The 20,017-nt window shown below is 65.2% G+C and carries 20 protein-coding genes, 2 pseudogenes and 1 riboswitch; of the genes and pseudogenes, 8 read left to right on the top strand and 14 right to left on the bottom strand.

What is annotated here, in order from left to right; genetic code table 11:
• Positions 1–18 precede the first annotated feature (18 nt).
• The 3 genes from ACFLEY_RS06730 to ACFLEY_RS06740 form a co-directional block, all read right to left on the bottom strand.
• Positions 19–879 (bottom strand): 23S rRNA (adenine(2030)-N(6))-methyltransferase RlmJ, encoded by an 861-nt coding sequence (locus tag ACFLEY_RS06730; protein ID WP_027546000.1) that lies wholly within the window; start codon positions 877–879, stop codon positions 19–21.
• Between the two features lie 124 nt (positions 880–1,003).
• The gene (locus tag ACFLEY_RS06735) at positions 1,004–1,708 is read right to left on the bottom strand and encodes a ribonuclease T2 (RefSeq protein WP_028174663.1); all 705 of its coding nucleotides are present in this window, start codon (positions 1,706–1,708) and stop codon (positions 1,004–1,006) included.
• A 119-nt stretch (positions 1,709–1,827) separates the two neighbouring features.
• Positions 1,828–2,292 carry a hypothetical protein gene (locus ACFLEY_RS06740; protein WP_060910449.1) on the bottom strand — a complete coding sequence of 155 codons (465 nt, stop codon included), beginning with the start codon at positions 2,290–2,292 and terminating at the stop codon, positions 1,828–1,830.
• A 181-nt stretch (positions 2,293–2,473) separates the two neighbouring features.
• Here ACFLEY_RS06740 and ACFLEY_RS06745 point away from each other — a divergent pair, with 181 nt between their 5' ends.
• Together ACFLEY_RS06745 and ACFLEY_RS06750 are read left to right on the top strand one after the other, a co-directional pair.
• Positions 2,474–2,767, top strand: coding sequence for a hypothetical protein (locus tag ACFLEY_RS06745; RefSeq protein ID WP_060910450.1), 294 nt, complete (start codon positions 2,474–2,476; stop codon positions 2,765–2,767).
• A 43-nt stretch (positions 2,768–2,810) separates the two neighbouring features.
• Complete coding sequence (locus ACFLEY_RS06750) at positions 2,811–3,341, top strand: DUF3617 family protein (RefSeq protein WP_060910451.1); 531 nt, start codon at positions 2,811–2,813, stop codon at positions 3,339–3,341.
• Between the two features lie 48 nt (positions 3,342–3,389).
• On the opposite strand, the gene ACFLEY_RS06755 is transcribed toward ACFLEY_RS06750, so the two are convergent.
• Genes ACFLEY_RS06755 through ACFLEY_RS06765 form a run of 3 tightly spaced genes read right to left on the bottom strand, consistent with a single transcriptional unit; the run spans position 3,390 to position 6,069 of the window.
• Complete coding sequence (locus ACFLEY_RS06755; RefSeq protein ID WP_011090196.1) at positions 3,390–4,778, bottom strand: ATP-binding protein; 1,389 nt, start codon at positions 4,776–4,778, stop codon at positions 3,390–3,392.
• Positions 4,779–4,798: 20 nt separating this feature from the next.
• Positions 4,799–5,530: a response regulator gene (locus tag ACFLEY_RS06760; protein WP_028174665.1), complete on the bottom strand. Its 732-nt coding sequence runs from the start codon at positions 5,528–5,530 to the stop codon at positions 4,799–4,801.
• Positions 5,527–6,069 carry a MarR family winged helix-turn-helix transcriptional regulator gene (locus tag ACFLEY_RS06765; RefSeq protein ID WP_051000365.1) on the bottom strand — a complete coding sequence of 181 codons (543 nt, stop codon included), beginning with the start codon at positions 6,067–6,069 and terminating at the stop codon, positions 5,527–5,529. Before ACFLEY_RS06765 ends, ACFLEY_RS06760 begins: the two co-directional genes overlap by 4 nt.
• Before the next feature lie 335 nt (positions 6,070–6,404).
• Here ACFLEY_RS06765 and ACFLEY_RS06770 point away from each other — a divergent pair, with 335 nt between their 5' ends.
• From ACFLEY_RS06770 to ACFLEY_RS06790, 5 genes and pseudogenes are all read left to right on the top strand, one after another.
• The gene (locus ACFLEY_RS06770) at positions 6,405–7,487 is read left to right on the top strand and encodes a branched-chain amino acid aminotransferase (RefSeq protein WP_060910452.1); all 1,083 of its coding nucleotides are present in this window, start codon (positions 6,405–6,407) and stop codon (positions 7,485–7,487) included.
• A gap of 230 nt (positions 7,488–7,717) precedes the next feature.
• Positions 7,718–8,240: pseudogene (locus ACFLEY_RS06775) on the top strand (YegJ family protein).
• 189 nt (positions 8,241–8,429) lie between these two features.
• On the top strand, positions 8,430–9,950 hold the full coding sequence (gene hisS / locus ACFLEY_RS06780; protein ID WP_060910454.1) for a histidine--tRNA ligase: 1,521 nt from the start codon (positions 8,430–8,432) through the stop codon (positions 9,948–9,950).
• Positions 9,951–10,068: 118 nt separating this feature from the next.
• Complete coding sequence (locus ACFLEY_RS06785; protein WP_008144861.1) at positions 10,069–10,272, top strand: tautomerase family protein; 204 nt, start codon at positions 10,069–10,071, stop codon at positions 10,270–10,272.
• Between the two features lie 113 nt (positions 10,273–10,385).
• On the top strand, positions 10,386–10,790 hold the full coding sequence (locus ACFLEY_RS06790; protein WP_011090189.1) for a thioesterase family protein: 405 nt from the start codon (positions 10,386–10,388) through the stop codon (positions 10,788–10,790).
• Positions 10,791–10,885: 95 nt separating this feature from the next.
• Here the strand turns inward: ACFLEY_RS06790 and proC are convergent, their stop codons facing one another.
• Positions 10,886–11,758, bottom strand: a complete 873-nt coding sequence (gene proC / locus ACFLEY_RS06795; RefSeq protein ID WP_171901325.1) for a pyrroline-5-carboxylate reductase — start codon at positions 11,756–11,758, stop codon at positions 10,886–10,888.
• Positions 11,759–11,909: 151 nt separating this feature from the next.
• Entirely contained in the window at positions 11,910–12,410 is a 501-nt protein-coding gene (locus tag ACFLEY_RS06800; RefSeq protein ID WP_028174670.1) for a YbjN domain-containing protein, read from the bottom strand.
• A gap of 465 nt (positions 12,411–12,875) precedes the next feature.
• Positions 12,876–13,050: riboswitch (FMN riboswitch) on the top strand.
• Positions 13,051–13,126: 76 nt separating this feature from the next.
• On the opposite strand from ACFLEY_RS06800, the gene ACFLEY_RS06805 reads away from it, so the two are divergent.
• Entirely contained in the window at positions 13,127–13,717 is a 591-nt protein-coding gene (locus tag ACFLEY_RS06805) for a 6,7-dimethyl-8-ribityllumazine synthase (RefSeq protein ID WP_060910455.1), read from the top strand.
• A 91-nt stretch (positions 13,718–13,808) separates the two neighbouring features.
• Here ACFLEY_RS06805 and ACFLEY_RS06810 read toward each other — a convergent pair whose 3' ends face one another.
• The 6 genes and pseudogenes from ACFLEY_RS06810 to ACFLEY_RS06835 form a co-directional block, all read right to left on the bottom strand.
• Positions 13,809–14,843, bottom strand: a complete 1,035-nt coding sequence (locus tag ACFLEY_RS06810) for an ATP-grasp domain-containing protein (RefSeq protein WP_028174672.1) — start codon at positions 14,841–14,843, stop codon at positions 13,809–13,811.
• A complete protein-coding gene (locus ACFLEY_RS06815) occupies positions 14,840–15,868 on the bottom strand; it encodes a putative zinc-binding metallopeptidase (RefSeq protein WP_028174673.1) in 1,029 nt (342 codons plus the stop codon). The genes ACFLEY_RS06810 and ACFLEY_RS06815 overlap by 4 nt, the downstream gene beginning before the upstream one ends.
• A 307-nt stretch (positions 15,869–16,175) precedes the next feature.
• On the bottom strand, positions 16,176–17,129 hold the full coding sequence (locus tag ACFLEY_RS06820; RefSeq protein ID WP_028174674.1) for a ribose-phosphate pyrophosphokinase: 954 nt from the start codon (positions 17,127–17,129) through the stop codon (positions 16,176–16,178).
• A gap of 194 nt (positions 17,130–17,323) precedes the next feature.
• Positions 17,324–17,945: pseudogene (locus ACFLEY_RS06825) on the bottom strand (hypothetical protein).
• A gap of 185 nt (positions 17,946–18,130) precedes the next feature.
• A complete protein-coding gene (gene pgeF / locus ACFLEY_RS06830; RefSeq protein WP_060910456.1) occupies positions 18,131–18,898 on the bottom strand; it encodes a peptidoglycan editing factor PgeF in 768 nt (255 codons plus the stop codon).
• Complete coding sequence (locus ACFLEY_RS06835) at positions 18,898–20,013, bottom strand: class I SAM-dependent methyltransferase (RefSeq protein WP_011090179.1); 1,116 nt, start codon at positions 20,011–20,013, stop codon at positions 18,898–18,900. The genes pgeF and ACFLEY_RS06835 overlap by 1 nt, the downstream gene beginning before the upstream one ends.
• Between the last annotated feature and the right edge of the window lie 4 nt (positions 20,014–20,017).

Raw genomic sequence — 20,017 nt, forward strand, 5'->3', positions numbered from 1 at the left:
CCCAAGAATGCCGGAGTGTTACGGCCTCGGCACCTCTAATCGGAATCTGGCAGCGCCGCCCTGGCCGAGCGGCATTTCGAGCTCGGGCAGGATCGTCTTGAGCTCGCCGTGCAGCGTGTAAGGGGGATTGACGATCAGCAGTCCGGTGGAGGTGAGGGCTGCGCCGTCAAGCTGCGGCGCGGCACTGAACTCGAGGCGCAGGCATTTGCCCGGTGGCTTTGCTGCGGCTGCGAGCCGCGCCACGAGCTGTGCCAGCGTATCGGTGGCGCGACGGCTCTTGGCGGGATACCAGATTACATAGATACCGGTCGGCCATTTTGCGAAAGCCTCCGAGAAGGCTTCGCCCAGCCGTTCGAACTCGTTCTTTGCCTCGAACGGCGGGTCGATCAGCACGAGCCCGCGCCGCTCCTTCGGCGGCACGAAGGCCGGCAGTGCCACCCAGCCGTCGAGATCGACCACGCGTGCCTGCTCGTCGCGGCGCAGCACGTCGATCAGCGCCTTGCGTGCCTTCGGCTCGAGTTCGCAGGCGACGAGGCGGTCCTGCGGCCTGAGCAGGCCGCGCGCGATCAGCGGCGAACCCGGATAGGCCTTGAGCTCGCCCTTCGGATTGAAGGCGCGGACGATGTCGAGATAGGGCTTTGTCAGCGCCGCGGTCTCGTTCGACAGGCGCGCCTGCATCAGTCGCGCGATGCCGGTTAGCCATTCGCCACCGCGCCGCGCCTCGTCGCTTTCGAGATCGTAGAGGCCGGCGCCGGCATGGGTGTCGATGACGCGGAACGCCCCCGGCTTGTCCTGCAAATAAGTGAGAATGCGCGCCAGCACGATGTGCTTGATGACATCGGCAAAGTTGCCGGCATGAAAGGCGTGACGGTAGTTCATGGCGGAGAGTTACGACATCGCGCGATGAAAGTAACTCCCGTCATTCCGGGGCGGTACGTAGCACCGAACTGCGCACCATAGTTCACGCTTCGCGTGCCCCGGAATGACGGAGCTGATTTAGCAGCTACCCACCCCTGATCGGCGGCATCGTCACCTGGTCGCGGCGGCAGGCGCGGCGGTCCATCTCCTCGCAGGCGCGGAATTGCAGGTCCTTGCTGAGGCAGATGCGGACCTCGGACAGCCGCGTCCGGTTGCAGGTGACCGAGACGGCGGCGCTGCCGAGGCCCGGATTGGCCTTGATGAAGGCCTCCTCGACGTCGGCAGGCGCCACGGTCTTGGCCTGCGACAATTCGAGATATTCGGCCGGAATCTTGATCGCGGCGCGCGCTTTCCTGATCGTCTCGAAATAGCTGCGGTCGGCGAGCCCCGAGCAGGTGCCGTGCTTGTCCCACTCGTTGAAGATCAGGCCCGGCGCCGGCATCAGGTCGAGCATCGAGGAGACGATGCTGCGGTTCAGCCGCGGCGCCGGCCGCTGGCAATATTCCGGGAAGCCGTTCTCATATTGCGGCCACAGCCCGTGCACCACGAAGGAATAGGGCCGGCCGCTGCACTGGATCTGGGAGCGGCCGCCGCGCTCCGCCGCCTCCTCGCAGAAGGAGGGCGACCACGAGAGCGACAGCACATAGAAATCGAATTCGCCGGGCGCGTTCTGCCGCCTGTCCTGCGCTGTCGCGACGCCCGCCGGCAAGACCAGCCCGGCGGCAAAGGTCAAGGCCAGGGTCAGCGAGATCATCAGGCGGGAGAACGAATGCAATCTGGAATGAAACATGGCGACGCCCCTCAACTAGACTGTGCAATCGAGCCTAGCAGGCGATAAGAACATTTCAAGAACAAAATTCGGGCGGCCCTCGTCAGGCCGCTGGCCCGGTCCGAATCAGGGCCGTCGAATTACTGCTTGGCGGCGCGACAGGCCGGATTGTAGGCCCAGTTGCGGTCGAGTCCGCCCACGCACCATTCGACACCATTGCCGTAACCAGCGAAGCCGCCATCCTCGATGATCGAGAAATGCACCTTGCGCACCTTGCCGTCGTTCAGCATGGCCTCGCCGGTGCAATAACGGCGCGGAATATTGTCGGACTGCCAGGGTCGGAACGCGGTCTCGTGCACGGCGGAGAAGCCGGTGATCTTCAACGAGGAATTCCAGAAGGCGCTTTCCTTCTCCCAGAACTGGGTGGCGATCGTCGGCAGCGCCTTGTCGCAATCGGCCACATTGCCGTCATAGCGCGGTCCGCTCAGCCAGAAATTCAGCTCCAGCGGATTGGCGGCCCTGGCCTCACCGAGCGACAGCGCCCCGAACATGAGGCCGAGCACGGCGGCAAAGCGGAGCGATTTCAGGGAGGTCGAGGCGCGCATGGGCAATCCAGACAGATGATCTGCGGAGGTCGGACGGTGCCGCGAAGGGCGGGTGAGGTCAAGTGCAGCGCGGCAACACTTGGCCAGGAGTTGACCAGAACGTCGCATCCGACAGGGCTTCAGTTCTTTTCACTTCCGTCCCGGCACCGTAAACTGGCGCCAACCAATTGGAGTAACGGGAATGCGAATCATTGCGGCCGCGGGCCTTCTTGCCCTGGGTATGATGGCGGGCCAGTCGGCGCGCGCCGATATCCTTCCTGTGCCCCCGTTCAAGGGCAACGACACCGGCGGCATCATCGCCTATTCGATGGCCAATCAGGTCGATGCGCGGCAGGTCGCGGTCGATCATTGCGCGCAGTACGGCAAGGTCGTCAAATTCCTCGGCGTGCAGGCCTATGAGGGCGGCTACATCTCGTTCTCCTGCCGCTGGGTGCCCTATGGCGCCGCCAACCAGCCGATCCGCACGCTGTACTGAGGCGTTTTCGTAACGCAGCGATCTCTCAGCCGGGAGCTTCCACATGACGCGCAAACTTGCTTTGCTCGGCTCGGCCCTTTGCCTTGTGGTGTCGGCAGGCGGCGCCAGTGCCGACGATCTGCCGGTGCGCAAGGCCGGCCTGTGGGAATTGAAGATGGTCAGGACCGGCTCGCAGATGCCGGAAATGACCATGCAGCACTGCACCGACGAGACCGTCGACAAGGAGATGAACAACAACGTCTCCCCGATGGCCAAGCAGATCTGCGCCAAGCAGGACATCAAGAAGACCGCGACCGGTTATGTCAGCGATTCCGAGTGCAGCGTCGCCGGCATCAGCACCACCTCGCACGCCGAGATCACCGGCGATTTCAACTCGGCCTACACGGTGAAGACGTCGTCACACGCGCAAGGCGGCGCCGCCGGTGCCGCGGGGCGCGACACCACCATGACGCTCGAAGCGAAATGGCTCGGCGCCTGCAAGCCGGACCAGAAGCCCGGCGACATCGTGATGCCCGGCGGCTTCAAGATGAACGTGCGCGACATGGACAAGCTGAAGGCGCTGCTGCCGAAGTAGGCGAGATTGTGGCCCGGATGGAGCGTAGCGAAATCCGGGCTACGGCAGTTACACCGGTATCCGCACGCTCGCCCTTAATCCGCCCATCGGGCTATCGCCCAGCGTGATGTCGCCGCCATGCGAGCGGGCGATGTCGCGGGCGATGGCGAGGCCAAGGCCCGTGCCGCCTTCGTCCTGGTTGCGGGCGTTGTCCAGCCGCAGGAACGGCTTGAACACCTCTTCGCGCAGATGCGCGGGAATGCCGGGGCCATCGTCGTCGACCGTGACGGTCAGGTAACGGTGATCGCGCTGGCCGGTGATGGCGATGCTCTTGCCGTAGCGCGCCGCATTGGTGACGAGGTTGGCGAGGCAGCGCTTGAACGAGGCCGGCTTCACCGTCACCACCGGCAATCCGTTGAATGCGACGGTTGCAGCGTGGCCGTGGCGTTCGGCATCGCTGCGCAGCTCCTCGAGCGCCTGCGCCATGTCGGTCGGCTGCGACTGCTCGCCGGAATCGCCACGGGCAAACGCAAGGTAGTCCTCCAGCATCATCGACATCTCGTCGACGTCCTTGCGCATGCCTTCGAGCTCCGGGCTGTCGCCGATCAGCGCCAGCTCGAGCTTGAAGCGGGTCAGGATGGTGCGCAGGTCGTGGCTGACGCCGGCCAGCATCGCGGTGCGCTGCTCCATCGTGCGCTCGATGCGCGATTTCATCTCGAGGAAGGCGACCGCCGCGCGCCGCACTTCGCGCGCGCCGCGCGGCCTGAAGTTCGGCGCCTCGCGGCCCTTGCCGAAGCTTTCGGCGGCATCGGCAAGGCGCAGGATCGGCTTGATCTGGTTGCGCAGGAACAGCACTGCGACGATCAAGAGGATCGAGGACGTGCCGACCATCCAGAACAGGAAGATCTCCGAGTTCGAAGCGTAAGCGGCACTGCGCTGCGCGAACACGCGCATCACGGCGTCGTCGAGCTGGATGCGGATCTCGACGAGGTTGGAGCGGCCGACCGTGTCGATCCAGAACGAGCGCCCGATCTGGCGGCCGAGCTGCACCGACAGCGTCTGGTCGAGCAGCGAGAAGAACGGCTTTGGTCCTGGCGGCGGCATGTCGCCGGCGGGCAGGAAGTCGACCACGAGTCCGAGGCGTTGCTGCGCGATGCGGCGGATCTGGTCGCGATCCTTGTCCTGCGGATAGCCCTTGTAGATGTCGATCAGCGCGGCGATGTCCTGCACCACTGCGGCCGACAGGCGGCGCGTCACCGTGTTCCAGTGCCGCTCCATGAACACGAAGGCGACGACCGATTGCAGGATCACCATCGGCACGATCATGATGAGGAGCGCGCGGGCATAGAGGCCGGTCGGCATCCAGCCCTTGAACGCATTGCCCATCCAGCCATTGGCGGCGGAGACGCGGCCGGCGGCGCTCTTCAGCAGCGTCAGGCCGGTATCGATCGTGCTCATCGGTCGCGTTTCACTGCGGTTTAAGGCGAGGCCACCAGGCGATAGCCGATGCCGCGCACCGCCTGGAGGAACAGCGGATTGGCGGGATCGGTCTCGATCTTGCGCCTGAGGCGGTTGATCTGCACGTCGACGGCGCGCTCGTTGACGCTGCCATTGCCGGTCAGTGCGCTGCGCGGCACGGTCTCGCCCGGCGTCTCAGAGAGAATCCGCAGCATCTCGCGCTCGCGGTCGGTGAGGTGAATGACCTCTTCGCCCTGGCGCAATTCGCCGCGATCGAGATGGTAGACGTAGGGGCCGAACGCGATCTTCTCCACCACCGCTGCCTGCGGCGGCGGGGCGGCGCGCTTGAGGATGTTGTTGATGCGCAGCGCGAGCTCGCGTGGCTCGAACGGCTTTGCCACGTAGTCGTCGGCGCCGATCTGAAGGCCTTCGATGCGGGCTTCCGCTTCGTGGCGCGCCGTCAGCATCACGATCGGCACCGAGGAGGACGTCCGGATGAAGCGGGCGAGGTCGAAGCCGGTCTCGCCAGGCATCATGACGTCGAGGATCAGGAGGTCGAAATGCAGGCCCATGAGCTTCGAACGCGCATCGCTGGCGCTCGCCGCGGTCGAGACGCGATAGCCTTCGCCGGCGAGGAAGCGCGACAGCAGATCGCGGATGCGGCGGTCGTCGTCGACCAGCAGGAGATGCGGGGCGTCGTCGGCCGGTTGCACCGGCGGACGGGCGAGCGTGGCAGCGAGTGGCACGGTCACTCCTTTGCGTCTTGATTGACGGAGGCGAAGATCGTCTCCAGCACCTTGTCCGGATCGTCGCGGTCGATCATCGCGCGCAGGAAGCGCTTGACGGTCTCCGCATCCTGCGGCGCCATCTCGGCGAGCGCCTTGGTGATCCGCGTGGTCTGGAGCCCGGCGAGCTTCTGCACCAGCGCCTCGCCCTTCGGCGTTGCGTAGAGCAGGCGCTGGCGGCGGTCATTGTCGCCGGTCTTCTGCACGATATAGCCCTCGTCCAGGAGCTGCTTGAGCACCCGGCCGAGCGACTGTTTTGTAATGCGCAGGACGTCGAGGAGATCGGCGACCTTGAGCCCGGGATAGCGGTAGACGAAGTGCATGACGCGGTGATGGGCCCGGCCGAAGCCGAACGCCTCCAGCTCCTGGTCGGGATCGCCGACGAAGTCGCGATAGGCGAAGAACAGCAGCTCGATGATATCCCAGCGCAAATTGCCTCCATCGCCTGCCGCCGGCCGGGGCTCGGCAGCGTCTTGAGGGGGAGTCGCGAAATTTATGTCAGGCATATTGACGTATCTTGGGTTCAATGTTACAAAACGATCAGCCCGCACGAAATTTTAGATCGTTTCGCGTCGGGTGGCATCGAAGCTGAGGCGGCCGGAGAGAGTCGGACAGGCAGCGACGGCCGGATCAGATCTACCGTGCGATTGTCGAGCGGCATTTCGACAAACCATACTGGACTTCCGCCTTCCGCAAAAGCATGTCCTCGGCGACATGCTGGCCACGGAAACCGGCCGTAACAAGGCTGGCCCCGGCCACAACTCTAATCAAGCCAGCCGGACCCGAAACAGGGCAGGCGGGCGCCAGAACAGCGCCGCTACCGGCAGCGGGAGCCAAGGACATGAGCATGAAATTCGACATCCAGCCCGCATCCAATCCTACTCCAGAAAAGGACCGCGTCGCCAAGCTGGTGGACCCCGGCTTCGGGCGGGTCTTCACGGACCACATGGCGATCGTCCGTTACAACCAGGCCAAGGGCGGCTGGTACGAGGCGCGCATCGAGGCGCGCGCCAACTTCCAGCTCGATCCGGCCGGCGCCGTCCTGCACTACGCCCAGGAAATTTTCGAGGGCCTCAAGGCCTACAAGCGCGACGACGGCGGCGTGAACCTGTTCCGCCCCGACGCCAATGCGCGGCGTTTCAGGGACTCGGCCGATCGCATGGCGATGGCGCAGCTGCCCGAAGACGTCTTCATCGAGGCGGTCGAGCAGGTCGTGCGCATCGATCGCGCCTGGATGCCGGGCGGCGAGGGCAGCCTTTACCTGCGCCCCTTCATGATCGCGAGCGAGACCTTCCTCGGCGTCAAGCCGTCGTCCGAATACATCTTCGCGGTGATCGCCTCACCGGTCGGCTCCTATTTCAAGGGCGGACCTGCGCCGGTGTCGATCTGGGTCTCGGAGAACTACACGCGCGCCGCGGTCGGCGGCACCGGCGCCGTCAAGTGCGGTGGCAATTACGCCGCGAGTCTGCGTGCGCAGGCGGAAGCCATTCAGCACGGCTGCGATCAGGTGGTCTTCCTCGATGCGATCGAGCGCCGCTACGTCGAGGAGCTCGGCGGCATGAACATCTTCTTCGTGTTCGAGGACGGCTCGTTGTCGACGCCACCGCTCGGCACGATCCTGCCCGGCATCACCCGCGACTCCATCATCGCGCTGGCGAAGGATGCCAGCAAGACGGTGCGCGAGGAGCCGTACTCGCTCGACCAGTGGCGCAAGGATGCGGCCAGCGGCAAGCTGAAGGAAGCGTTCGCCTGCGGCACCGCGGCGGTGATCTCGCCGATCGGCAAGGTGCGCTCGGTGAGCGGCGATTTCGAGATCAGCGGCGGCGTCGCCGGCCCGGTCGCCATGGGCCTGCGCAAGCAGCTCGTCGACATCCAGTACGGCCGCACCAACGATCCCCACAACTGGATCCGCAAGGTGTTTTGATTTTTCTCCCTCTCCCCGCTTGCGGGGAGAGGGGCGGGGTGAGGGGGAGTCTCCACGGGGACGCTGGCAGTTGGACTCGCGGAGAGTCCCCCTCACCCGGAATCCGCGCGTTCTGCGCGCATTCCGGCCTCTCCCCGCAAGCGGGGAGAGGCGAAGAGCGGACATCATGAACGCCCCGCCATGATCGCGCGACAAAGCCCGAGACATCGAGGCATTCGGACATCGCGATCATGGCATCCACGCTTTCCCAACCCCTGAAATGGGTCGTCCTCGCCGCAATCACCGGCATCACCGTCTTCGGCATCCTGACCATCGGCCCCAAGCCGGAGGTCGCAGCCGAAGACCGCTCGCCCGTTGTCGATGTGCGCACCACCGACCCCGAGATGAACACCGCGATCGCACGCGCCCGCGGCACCCTCCCGACCTTCTGGGCGTCCTATGAGGCGCCCAAGCCGTCGGAAACCGGGCACGCCCTGAAAGTGCGCTTTTTCACCCGCAAAGGCGGCGAGCACATCTGGATCGCCGAGGTGAAGAAACTGCCGAACGGGGCCTATTCGGGCGTGTTCGCCAACGAACCGCGTGATCTGCTCGGCAAGCGGGTAGGCGACAAGGTCACATTCAGCGAAGCCGACATCTCGGACTGGATGTTCATGCGCAACGGCAAGATCGTCGGCGGCGAAACCATCAAGCCGACGCTGAAGTCGCTGCCGAAGGCGGATGCGAGCCCTCCGGGCGCGCATGGAGCAGCCATAGGGAAGCAGTCGTCATTTCGGGATGGTCCGAAGGACCAGACCTCAGGTGCGCAGTTGCGCACCGGGGAATCTCGAGATTCCGGGCTCGATGCTGCGCATCGCCCCGGAATGACGCCGAGGCGGGCGGACTTGGGCCCCCCGGCTTGCCGCCCCGGTTGCCGCCTCGCGCGTCGGCTGGTAAACGCCGCGCATGGCCGAAAAACCCAAAAAACCCCAGAAACTGAAGGCGCGCCTGCCGCGCGGGCTCGAGGATCGCGATCGCGCCGCGATCCGGGCGACGCGCGAGATGGTCGAGAAGATCCGCGCCGTCTACGAGCTCTACGGCTTCGAGCCGGTGGAGACGCCGGCGATGGAATACACCGACGCGCTCGGCAAGTTCCTGCCCGACCAGGACCGCCCGAACGAGGGCGTGTTCTCGTTCCAGGACGACGACGAGCAGTGGATCAGCTTGCGTTACGATCTGACCGCGCCGCTCGCCCGCTATGTCGGCGAGCGCTACGGGACGGACGGTCTGGTCTTGCCCTACCGCAGCTACCGCGTCGGCTACGTCTTCCGCAACGAGAAGCCCGGCCCCGGCCGCTTCCGCCAGTTCATGCAGTTCGATGCCGACACGGTCGGCTCGGCAACGCCGGCGGCGGATGCCGAGATCTGCATGATGGCTGCGGACACGATGGAGGCGCTTGGCGTTCAGCGCGGCCAGTACGTGGTGAAGGTGAACAACCGAAAAGTGCTCGACGGTGTTCTGGAAGCCATTGGACTTGCCGGCGACGAGAATGCCGCACGTCGGCTGACAGTGCTGCGCGCAATCGACAAGCTCGACAAGTTTCCCGCCGACGAGGTGCGCAAATTGCTCGGTCCCGGCAGGTGGGATGGTGGCGAAGAGGGCAAGGGCGACTTCACGAAAGGCGCCAATTTGAGCGCGGCGGAGGCCGACGTTGTTCTGGCCATCACCAAACCGCGCGACGATTGGAAAGAAGCCATTGCCGCGGCGGAAGCTTACCTCGCCAAGAGCGAAGTTGGTCAGGCCGGCGTGAGCGAGCTGGAAGAGATCGCCAAGCTGGTCATGGCGTCGGGGTACGGTGCGGACCGCATCAAGATCGACCCCTCCGTTGTGCGCGGCCTCGAATACTACACCGGCCCCGTCTACGAGGTCGAACTCCTGCTCGACACCAAGGACGAGAAGGGCCGCCCGGTACGCTTCGGCTCCGTCGGTGGCGGTGGCCGCTACGACGGCCTCGTCTCGCGCTTCCGCGGCGAGCCGGTGCCGGCGACCGGATTCTCGATCGGCGTCTCGCGGCTCCAGGCTGCGCTGACGCTGCTCGGCAAGCTCGACACGCGGCCCGAGTTCGGTCCCGTCGTCGTCACCGTGTTCGACCGCGACCGCGTCGCCGACTACCAGAAGATGGTGGCAAGCCTGCGCACCGCCGGCATCCGCGCCGAGCTCTATCTCGGCAATCCCAAGAACATGGGCAACCAGCTCAAATATGCCGACCGCCGCAACAGCCCTTGCGTCATCATCCAGGGCTCGGACGAAAAGGCGCGCGGCGAGCTGCAGATCAAGGACCTGATCGAAGGCGCGAAAGCGGCCGCTGCGATTGCTTCCAACCAGGAATGGCGCGAGAGCCGCCCGGCGCAGTTCTCGTGCGGCGAAGCCGATCTCGTCGCAAAGGTGCGCGAGGTGCTGGCGCGCCATGACGTGAGCTGGGGCTAGCTATTCGCGCATCGCCTGATGCCCGGGCTTGTCCCGGGCATCCACGTCCTGTTTGATGCACACGACTTTGAATGATCGGGACAAGCCCGATCATGACGACAGCAGCAGGGAGAAAACGATGCCTGAGATCACCGTCAGCATGGCCGAAGGCCGCACCGATGAACAGAAGGCCGGCATGATGCGTGACATCACGCAGGCACTGGTGAAGAATCTCGGCGTCGACGCCGATGCCGTCGTCATCCAGATCAACGAGGCCCCGCTCCGCCACAAGATGAAGGGCGGCAAGACGTTCGTGGAGCGCGCGGCGGCTGCGAAGAAGTGACGCGTTAGCGTCATTCCGGGGCAGCCCGTCAGGGCTGAACCCGGAATCTCGAGCTGTAAACTTCTGGATTCCGGGTTCGCGCTTCGCGCGCCCCGGAATGACGAGCAAGCACCATGGACGCACGCGACTTCATCACGACAGGCATGAGCGCGGAGCGCACGCTGGTGGTCCCAGTGGAGCGCACGGTCGGGCACTTCGTGCCGGGCATGCCTTTTGTCTATGCGACGCCGATGATGATCCTCGAGATGGAGATGACGTCGGGCGATGCGATCCGCCCTGCGCTTCAGCCGGGCTGGGTCACGGTCGGCACCGAGGTCGACATCCGCCATCTCGCAGCCGCCCTGGTCGGCGCGACGGTGCGGACCACCGCGAAGGTGGTCGCGGTCGAGCGCCGCGTCATCCGTTTCGAGGTCGAGGCGTTCGAGGGCACGCGCAAGCTCGGCGAGGGCCGCCACGCGCGCGGGCTCGTCAATGTCGAGATGTTCAACAAGCGGCTCGGGGCAGGCTCGAAATCGTAGGGTGTCAAAGGCGCGAAGCGCCGTGCCCACCATTGCTCAGCGTGCGAGACAGATGTGGTGGGCACGCTTCGCTTTGCCCACCCTACGGCATCTTGCTACTTCGCCAATTCCTTCGACCGCTGCGTCGCCGCTGCGATCGCGCGGATCATCAGGTCGCGCAGGCCGGGCTCGCCCATCAGCACGCCGAGCGCTGCGGCGGTGGTGCCGCCGGGCGAGGTCACGTTCTGGCGCAGCGTGCCGGAGGGAAGCTCGGATTGATGCAGCAGCTCGCCCGAGCCGGCCACCGTTTCGCGCGCGAGTTTCGTCGCCAGCGCCTCGGGCAATCCCGCCTCGACACCGGCGCGCGCAAGTTCCTCGGCGAGCAGGAACACATAGGCCGGTCCCGAGCCGGACACCGCGGTCACCGCATCCATCAGGCTCTCGTCCTCGACCCATTCGACCGAGCCGGTGGCGCGCAGCAGCGCATCGGCCACCGCGCGCTGACCGTCGCTGACATTCTTCGCCGCAACCGCCACCGTGATGCCGCGGCCGATCGCGGCCGGCGTGTTCGGCATCGCGCGCACGACAGCGCCGCCGCAGACCTCCTGAAGCGAGGCGATCGTGGTTCCCGCCATGATCGAGACCACGGAGGTCTTCTCCGAGACGAAGGGCTTCAGCTTCGCGCCGGCCTCGCGGAACATCTGCGGCTTCACCGCGACGACCATCGTCTCGACCTGACCTGCCGCCTTCGCATCGGGATTGAGCGCCACGCCCTTGGCGGCAAGCGCGCTGATCTCAGGCGCGATGTGCGGGTCGACCACCGCGACACGGCGCGGATCGAGTCCGCCCGCCAGCCATCCGGTCAGCATCGCGCCGCCCATCTTGCCGGCGCCGGCGAGAAGGATGGTGCCGGTGATGTTTTGAAGAGTGCTGTTCGCCACTGTGGTCACCACAAATTCGGTGTCGTCCCGGCGAAGGCCGGGACCCATAACCACGAATGTTTCTAGTGGATGCAGCTGTTGGCAACAAGCCGCGTGCCACAAACGAAATCACGCGGTATGGATCCCGGATCTGCGCGCGCTTTGGGCGCGCTTGTCCGGGATGACGTGGGGAGGGAGCGGCGTTACGTCACGAGAGGCCCTACGCCTCTCCCACCGTGTCGAACATCGCCGCGTCCATCGCTTCCGTCGTGGTCTTGCCCGCCCACACCACGAACTGGAACGCCGGGAAGTAGCGCTCGCAGGCGTGGATGGCGCCGGCGAGCATGGCTTCGCATTGCGCGGTCGAGGCGGTGAGTCCGCCCGGCAGCACCAGGGCCTGGCGGTGCATGACCATGCCGGTGTTGGTCCACAGGTCGAAATGGCCGACCCACAACTGCTCGTTGACGGCGGCGACGAGCCGCTGCACTTCGCTCCGCCGTGCGACCGGAATCTTCATGTCGAACGCGCAGGCCAGATGCAGCGCCTCGATCCCGCCCATCCAGGTGAAGGAGAGCTGGTAGTCGGTCCATTGTCCCTTCGAGACAATCGTGAGTTCGTCTTCGCCGGAGCGTTCGAACGGCCAGTTGTTGCTGGCAGCGATATCCTCGACCACCGCGAGCGGGTGATTTCTGGAATCGATAGCGCCTTCGAGCAGGGACATGCCGTCTCGACCTCTTGCCTTCTTGTTGTCTTTGATACGCACGCGGTTGGTCCGGCGCGCGCTCCCTTAATATTGCTAAGGCGATCCCCTTGGCGTCGCTCTCGCGATCCCGGGATCAGCGCGGGCTTGTCGCGGATCAACTGATGTGATTTGCGGAATCTGCGCAACTGGCTGCCGAGTCCGTCCACAAGTCAGGACTCGTTCGTCCACAGCTCATCTCCGCCACAATTCTTAACGGAGGAGAACAAACCGGAATCGGATCGGCCGGCGCCTGCTGCGTTCCATGTGCCGGTGCCCTCCTTGCGGGTCCGGATCGGTCCCGCCCTGTTCGACCTTCTGCCCCGCAGGATTTTCGCAGAGTTTAGCCCTGACGTCATAGGCACATGCGTAGTACCCATAAGGAAGGTTCTTGCTGGCCGCCTCCCTGTTCGTCATAATTCGAAATAGTCCACCCATATCGGGTGGATAAGTTCTCAGGGCGGGGTGAAAGTCCCCACCGGCGGTAAGGGCCGAAAGGCCTAAGCCCGCGAGCGCCTTCTCCTTGATAGGGATGCCCTCGGGGACCCCTCGGAGGGAAGGGTCAGCAGATTCGGTGCAACTCCGAAGCCGACGGTTAAAGTCCGGATGAAAGAGAACGGTCGGTGGCAGACGCATCGCAAGGTGCGGCTGTTTGTCGTTCCGTGTGCCCTGATTCTGGTCCTTAACTGAGGAAAGCCATGAATCAGATGTTGCAAGATCCCCAAGTCCAAACTTCCCAAGTCCAAACTTCCAAAGCCGAAACTGCCGAGACGACCCAGCCGCCGGTTCCCGTGGACCCGCCGGCAATCGAGCATCCGCGTTTTGCAAAGCCGCAGCGGGTGGCCTTCGTGCAGGCCTGCTGGCACCGCGACGTGGTCGAGGAGGCCCGCATCGCCTTCATGAAGGAGGCCGAGGCGCGTCACCTCACCCATGTCGACGTATTCGAGGTGCCGGGCTCGTTCGAGATCCCGCTGCACGTGCAGATCCTCGCCAAGACGCGGCGCTACACCGCGATCGTCGCGGCCGGCCTCGTCGTCGACGGTGGCATCTATCGCCACGAGTTCGTCGCCGACACCGTGATCAAGGCGTTGATGGACGTGCAGCTGCGCACTGAGGTGCCGGTGTTCTCGGCGGTGCTGACGCCGCAGCAATTCCACGAGACCGAAGTGCACTACGATTTCTTCCGCAGGCATTTTGCGATCAAGGGCGTCGAGGTCGCGGAAGCCTGCGCCAACACGCTGCTAGGCCTGGAGCGTTTGCGCGGCCAGGTCGCGGCGGGAATTGCCTAACCCAACGCAACGACCATCACCCCTCATCCCAGGGAGCGCGTAGCGCGTCTCGAAGGATGAGGGGTTACTCTATGATCGCTGCCATCTTGCATCACCCCAGCGACACCCCCGCCTTGGCCCGGCTTATTCCGAGAGCCAGGATGCGCTGCAGGAGATCCGGATATTTGAGCCCGGCATGTTGAGCCGCCGTGGCGAACTCCTGGCTCTTGGCGATCTCGGGGTTGGGATTGGCCTCGATGAAATACGGCGTGCCGTCGGCGGCGAGACGAAAATCGATACGGGCGTAGCCGTCGAGGCCAAGCGCTCGGTAGATGCGTTTCGCGGCGCGCTGGATGCGCGCGGTGACTTCGGGCGCGAGGTCCTTCGCCGGCCCGTCGACGATGCCGACCTTCTCCTGATAGTCGGTGTCGTGCTTGGCTTTCTCCGTGGCGATGTGCCGTGACCTGCGCCCGCCCATGCTGCCGAATTTCAGTTCCCAGATCGGCAGGACGCGCAGCCGGTTGTTGCCGAGCACGCCGACGTAAAGCTCGCGCCCCTCGATGAACTGCTCGGCGATCGCGGCGGATTCGACCCGCTCGTGGATGAAGGCGACCCGTTCCGCGAGCTTCTCGTCGGTATCGACGATCGATGCCTGCGAGATGCCGAAGGACCCGTCCATGTTCAGGCTCTTGACGATCAGCGGCAGCGCAAGGCGCGTCGGGCGTTTCACCTTGCGGCGCATCGGGAAGACGGCGAAGGCCGGCGCCGCGATCCGACGGTGATGCACCAGCGTCTTGGACAAATCCTTGCCGCGCGCCAGGATCAGGCCGCGCGGATTGCACCCGGTATAAGGGACTTTCATCAGCTCGAGATAGCTGGCGATGTGCTGGTCGTAGGCGACGTTGTTGTGGAATTCCTCCAGTAACGTGAAAACCACGTGCGGCTTGAACTCTTCGATCGCCTCGCGCACCGGCTTGATTTCGTCCTGCGCGCCGAGGGCGCGAACCTCGTGGCCGGCCGCGCGCAAGGTGCTCACCACGTCGTATTCCGTTTTCCATGCGTTGATTTCCTGCGCGGTGTATCCGTCGCTTGAATCCGGAGGCATGAAATCCGGATGCATCAGGACCAGAATACGCAAGCGTCTCATAGCGCGATCCATTTGCGCCGAGACGGGCCAAACAGCGCGTGCATCGTCTTGGCGGTCACGAGGACGGTGAAATCGAGAACGAGCTTCTGTTCGGGGCCGACCGCGCGCAGATCGAGCTCGCGGCAGCGGGAGATCATGTCGTCAAGCACGGCATCGAGCGTGAGCTGGTTCTCGCCCGTCCACCGCGCGACCAATTGCCTGATCTGGGCGCGGTGCCGCCTGATCAGGCTCGAAGCCGGTTTTGAGCGGTGATGCCGTGGATCGGCGGAAAACAGCCTCGAGAGGTCGCGGTCGTAGGTCTTCGGCGGCGTGAAGGCGTAGAACGCCTGCTTCTTCTTGTAGTGGTCTTCGAGCGTCTGGCCGAGCTTGCTCAACGGGTCGACACGCTCCCGTGTCGTGATCAGCGGCCGCTTTCCCGCAATCTCGCCCATCAGCTCGTCGACATATTCGAGCTTCTTCAGTGCCGGCCAGCCGGCATATCGTGTCCGCCAGTTCGAACGCGGCCGCAGCCACACCGCAAAAGTTTCGGCGAAATCTTCATCCGGATGGCTCTGCGCGTACCAGAGCCGGAGATGCTGGACATAGCGCCGGCTCGCCGGATTGGGCCGGTAGTAGCGCGGATAGTGCTTCGACGACGGACCGAACAGTTGCTGCCAGCGCCGGCGGCGCTGCAGCTGATAGCCGTGCTGGATGGCATGGCCCGCCTCGTGACGGAGGATGGCCATACACTCGCGCCAGGTTCCGCCCTCGACGTCGAACATCATCTTCTTCTCGAGCTTCATCAGGCGGGGATGGGCGAGATAGAAGGGGATTGCGATGCCGGGTACATCGCCCGGACTGAACCATTCGCTCGAGATCCATGTGTGCGGCCGCAGCCGGATGCCCCGCTCTTCGAGCTCCTCGTGGAGCGTGGCGACGCAATCCTCGAGCCAGGTGCCTTCGACCGTAACCCTCAGGCTGCTGAGACGTTGCTCGAGCAATTCGTCGTCCGACAGCTTCTCCCAGGCAAATTTCCGGCGTGGCATCAGGCATCCAGAGGGCAGAGATGACTCGGCGTCCGGATGATGTCATGGGCCGCGGTTGGCAACAACCCGTGGGGCTAGGTCGTAAGGGACGCAAGCGTCGCGCGCTCCCTCGCCCCGCTCTTGCCCGCCGAAGCCTTGGCGAGGCGGATGCGGGGCCGCGACGAGCTTCGCTCGCGCTGAGAGGGTGGGGTGAGGGGGAGTCTCCACAGGGACGGTGAGAGTGAAGACTTGCGGAGAGTCCCCCTCACCCGGAATCGGCGCTTCGAATTCCGGCCTCTCCCCGCAAGCGGGGAGAGGCGAAGAAAAATCAATCGAACAGGCTCGACACCGACTCTTCCGCGGCGGTGCGCGCGATCGCGTCCGAGATCAGGCTGGCGATCGGGAGCGTGCGGATGTTCGGCGCCTTGCTCACCGCGTCCGTCGGCAGGATCGAGTCGGTGATCACGAGCTCCTTCAGCTTGGAGTTCGTGATACGGGCGGCCGCGCCGCCGGAGAGCACGCCGTGGGTGATGTAGGCGTAGACGTCCTTGGCGCCCTTGGCGATCAGCGCGTCGGCCGCGTTCACCAGCGTGCCGCCGGAGTCCACGATGTCGTCGACCAGGATACAGGTGTAGCCGGCGACGTCGCCGATTACGTTCATGACCTCGGATTCACCCGGCCGCTCGCGGCGCTTGTCGACGATGGCGAGCGGGGTGTTGATGCGCTTGGCGAGGCCGCGCGCGCGGGCCACGCCGCCGACGTCGGGCGAGATCACCATTGTCTTGGACAGGTCGAACTTGTCCTTGATGTCGCGCACCATCAGCGGTGCCGCGTAGAGATTGTCGGTCGGGATGTCGAAGAAGCCCTGGATCTGGCCGGCATGCAGGTCGAGCGTCATGACGCGGTCGACGCCGGCCTGCGTGATCAGGTTGGCGACGAGCTTGGCCGAGATCGGCGTGCGCGAGCCCGATTTGCGGTCCTGCCGGGCGTAGCCGAAATAGGGCAGCACCGCGGTGATGCGGCGCGCCGAGGAGCGGCGCAGCGCGTCGGTGATGATCAGGAGCTCCATCAGGTGGTCGTTCGCCGGGAACGAGGTCGACTGGATGATGAAGGCATCCGAGCCGCGGACGTTCTCCTGGATCTCGACGAAGATCTCCATGTCGGCGAAGCGCCGGACCACCGCCTTGGTCAGCGGCAGGTGGAGGCCTTGCGCGATGGCCTGGGCGAGAGCCGGATTGGAGTTGCCGGCGACAAGCTTGATGGAGCCGTTCTTGGCCGACATGGACGCTTCCTCCCGCGCTTTGCTGGATAGGACGTTCAACATCTGGGAATACCCACTCGAAGCACGGTTACGACGGGCGAGGAAATATCAGGCCGGGGGCTGCAATGGCAACCCGGGATGCTACGTTTTCCCTTTGAAAATCCTGAGTCGGGCCAACGGTTTGGCCGCAACTTGAGGCCGTGGTTTAGCGGGGGTTATCGCTCGGCGTAGCCGAGCGCCGAGGCCGGCATCTCCGGTGCCGGAGTCTCCGGGGTGACGCTTGCCACCGCAGGTCCCCGCAGGCCCGGAGCAGCGCTCGGCGCCTCCGGCGTGCCGTTGCATGTTGGAAAGTCCGCTGAATCCGGCCTGGGCGATCTTCCGCAGCACCAGGTCGTCGGCGGCGCTCCAAGGATCGCGCGTCGCATCGCGGCCACCCTTGGCCGAGGTGGGTTCCTCGCCGGAGAGGCGCAGCGCCCGCTGCTGGTTGGCGTCGTAGACGTAGACCCAGGCGATCACGGTCCTGCCGCGCACGATCTGGGCGGAGAGGTAGCTGCGCACGCGATAGGCAGCCGTCCCCTCGCGGGAGACCACGGACAGGCTGCGCAGCTTGGATTCGCTGTCGAGCACGCCGACCATGCGGTCGAACACCTGTGGCGGCGGCCCGTCGATGGATTCGAACGCCACCGTCGCTCCACTGCCGGCGCTCGGCGCCATCGCATAGGAGTTGGCGGCACCGCCGCCGCCGGCGCAACCGCCAAGCGCGGTCGCCGCTGCCAGCAGCATGACCGCCAGCACGCGCGAACCCGCGCGGCCCAGGATGAATGACGCGTCCCTCATTATGGAGGGCAGCGATATCGTTAAAACGCATTAACGTCTAGGGCAGGGGCGACACATTCCACTGTCATTCCGGGGCGCGCCCACTTGGCGCGAACCCGGAATCCATTTCTCCGCATAAATTGCTGCACGATGATTCCGGGTTCTCGCTTCGCGAGCCCCGGAATGACGGCGTGTTGCCTGTGTGTTCACCCCTCGAGCGCGATCGCGTGGACGTGGCGGCCGTAATCCGGCTCCTTGCGATGCACCGAGCGGCGATAGCTGAAGAAGCGCTCGTCGGCATAGGTGTCGAGGCCGAGGTCGTCGATCATCAGGATGCCGGCGGCCTCCAGCCGCGTCCGGATGAAGCCGGCGAGGTCGAACATCGCGTGGCCCTCGCGCACCGACGGGATGAAGAACATCGCGTTGTCCGCGTCCGCCTCGATGAAGCGTGCCACGAACTCGTTGCCGACCTCGTAGCTCTCCTGCCGGATCAGCGGGCCGATCGCGGCGATGATGCCGCCGCGCGTGGCGCCGAGCTTTTCCATCGCTAGAATCGTGGACTCCAGCACGCCTGTGAGCGCGCCCTTCCAGCCGGCATGGGCACCGCCGATCACGCGCGCACTGGGATCGACGAACAGCACCGGCCCGCAATCGGCAGTGGAGACGCCGAGCGCGATGCCGGGCGTCTTGGTAACCAGCGCGTCGCCCTTCGGCCGCGGCCCGCTCGGCCACGGCGTCTCGGCAATGAGCACGTCGGGCGAATGGATCTGGTGCAGGCTGAGGAAACGTTCCGGCGCCACGCCGACATGCTCGGCCATGCGGCGGCGGTTCTCGGCGACGAGGGCCTGATCGTCGTTGGAGCCGAGCCCGCCGTTCAGCGCCGAATAGATGCCGCCGGAGACGCCGCCTTCACGGGTGAAGAAGGAATGGCGCAGGCCTGGCACCGCCGACAGCAGTGACGAAGCGAGGGTCATCAGTTCCCTCCGGCGTGTTCGAGATCGCTGAGGCCGGCAAGGCCAGTTAGCCGCGGCTCGGAGATGCCGAGCACCTTGAACATCGAGCCCATGCCGCTGCGCCCGGTGTCGGTCAGGCGCTTCAGCGCCACCGAAATGTCGGTGGCGACCTCGGGCGTCGCCTTCTGCATCAAGGCGGCCGCGCGGGTGTCGATGCCGACGCGCTTGAGGAAATCGCCCTGCGTCACCGGCCCGTGCACGCGGGCGCCGACATCCTCGGCCGCACGCGCCAGCGCCTGGAAATCGACATGGGCGGTGACGTCGGCCTGACCCGGCGCCTTCAAGGGATCGGTAAAGGTGTGGCGCGCGATCGCCTGGAAGGTGTCGCCGGCATCGCTGCGCAAATGGCCGTAATCAATGATCAGCGCCGCGCCGTCCTGATCGCGCACGCGCGTGGCGAGCTTCATGACCTCGCCGTCGGGACGCCATTCGAACACGGCGCCGACCGGCGCGGCGCGCACCAGGGGCGGCAGCAGCACGTCGAAGCGCGGCGTCGGCTCGGAGGCCGCGCCGAACTGAAGCTTGCCGTTGGGATCGATCTCGATCACGCGCTCGTGCCAGCCGTTCTCGCGCTTCACCATCTGGTGGATCGGCAGCACGTCGAAATATTCGTTGGCGAGGATGATGCTAGGGCCTTCGGGCACGTCGTCGATGCTGTCGTGCCAGGCGACGTTGCGTGCGCCCGACAGCGTCGCACTCTGCCGTTCGCGCAGGACGGGATTGACCTCGACCAGGTGGATCTGAAGGGCCTGGTAGAGCGGCGGCAGCACGCGGAGCGCACGCAGCGCATCCGCCATCATGGTGCCGCGGCCGGGGCCGAGCTCGATCAGCCGCAAAGATTGCGGCGAGCCCATCTGCTTCCACACCGAGGCGGTCCACAGGCCCAGCAGCTCGCCGAACATCTGGCTGACCTCGGGCGCGGTGGTGAAGTCGCCCTCACGCCCGAGCGGATCGCGCGAGACATAATAGCCATAGCGCGGATGCATCAGGCACAGTTCCATGTACCGCCAGACCGGCATGGGGCCTGAGGATTTGATCAGCGCCTTGATCTCGTTGAGTAGCGGCTGTTCGGTCACGGCC

Origin of the sequence: Bradyrhizobium sp. YCK136 (genome assembly GCF_044570075.1) — a bacterium.
Lineage (GTDB): Bacteria > Pseudomonadota > Alphaproteobacteria > Rhizobiales > Xanthobacteraceae > Bradyrhizobium > Bradyrhizobium diazoefficiens.